The 1,290-nt window shown below is 31.1% G+C and carries 2 pseudogenes; one reads left to right on the forward strand and one right to left on the reverse strand.

The window, feature by feature from the left end:
- Positions 1-32: 32 nt before the first annotated feature.
- Positions 33-919 (reverse strand): annotated as a pseudogene (locus tag EUBDOL_RS00410) (IS1634 family transposase); the annotation flags it as partial.
- 131 nt (positions 920-1,050) lie between these two features.
- Here EUBDOL_RS00410 and EUBDOL_RS00415 point away from each other — a divergent pair.
- Positions 1,051-1,290: pseudogene (locus EUBDOL_RS00415) on the forward strand (hypothetical protein); the annotation flags it as partial.

Here is a 1,290-nt window from a genome sequence, read left to right on the forward strand (position 1 = left end):
TCCTCTTGTTAATTTTTTAAGGATGGAGTAATTACATAATGACGACGTTTGTATATGATTTTTATACTTTTTGATGCTAATCCAGAATCCGAACAGTAAATAAATCCGAACATTCGAAGTCGGATATAATTTTTCTTTCTAATGGTTTTAAAGAGAGTTGTTCGTTTTGATTTCCCGGATATATATCAAAAGATAAAGGGATACCATCCGCATCCATGAATAACCCCATGCCAATAATAGGATTTGGTCTATGTTCTTTACTTTTTCCGTATTTTCTTAGTTCATCTGCTTCTTCAATTTCAAAAAAATAATTTGTACAGTCATAGTAAAGTATTTTAGTATTACGATTATGAATAAAGTGACTATTTTTATATAGTTCAGCTTGGATAAAGTCAGATTCAACAGATAATGTGCTTAACGCTCTATAAACATCGTGAAGCTCATATTTTGGTTGTTCTAATAAATTTTCCGCAAATTCAAAAGAGGATTTCTTACTAGAAGGGGACAAAATTCGAGCGTAAATTAAATCTTGAAGAATGGATTGAAGATTATATTCATAATTATGTCTTGTTTTTATATTTCGACAAATATTATCGAAACGAAGACTCTTACAAATAGATTGTAGAAATAAATATCCGCAATTAAATGATCTTTGCTCATTAGAATTGATTAAACGATTCGGATGAAAATCAACGGATACATTCTCACTTTCTAATTTGTGCTTTTCAGTTTCAATCCTAGCTTGTTCTTTTGCCCAAGCCATAACACCATCTCGATCTGTGTTTAATTTTTCAGAAAGTTCCTTGAGTGTACCAAGTTTTTTAAAAACTTTTGAGGTATTTTTTCCATTTTTTCCTATGTATGCATAATTGATGTAAAAAGATTCAGAATTTTTTGATTTGCTAGTTGTAACACGCATATATCATCACCTGTATATATTATATCACATATTACGATATATTACGATAGTTATAAACGGGAAAATTGACAAAAAAAGCACAAAAAAAACATTATATAAAAGGCTTTTCTATACTTTGTGTTAATTATATGCTGTTAAACTCCCGAGTTGGTATTGCTATCGGAAGCGGTAGTGATGTAGCATTGGAAAGTGCAGACATTGTATTGATGAAAGATAATATAGAAGATGTTGAAACAGCTATTCGCTTATCGGCAGCGGTAATTCGCAATATTCATCAGAATTTATTTTGGGCATTCTTTTATAATAGTCTAGGAATTCCGTTGGCAGCAGGAGTATTTTATGCTTTCGGAGGTCCGCTGTTATCTCCGGTA

The sequence above is a fragment of the Amedibacillus dolichus DSM 3991 genome (genome assembly GCF_000154285.1).
Taxonomy (GTDB): domain Bacteria; phylum Bacillota_I; class Bacilli_A; order Erysipelotrichales; family Erysipelotrichaceae; genus Amedibacillus; species Amedibacillus dolichus.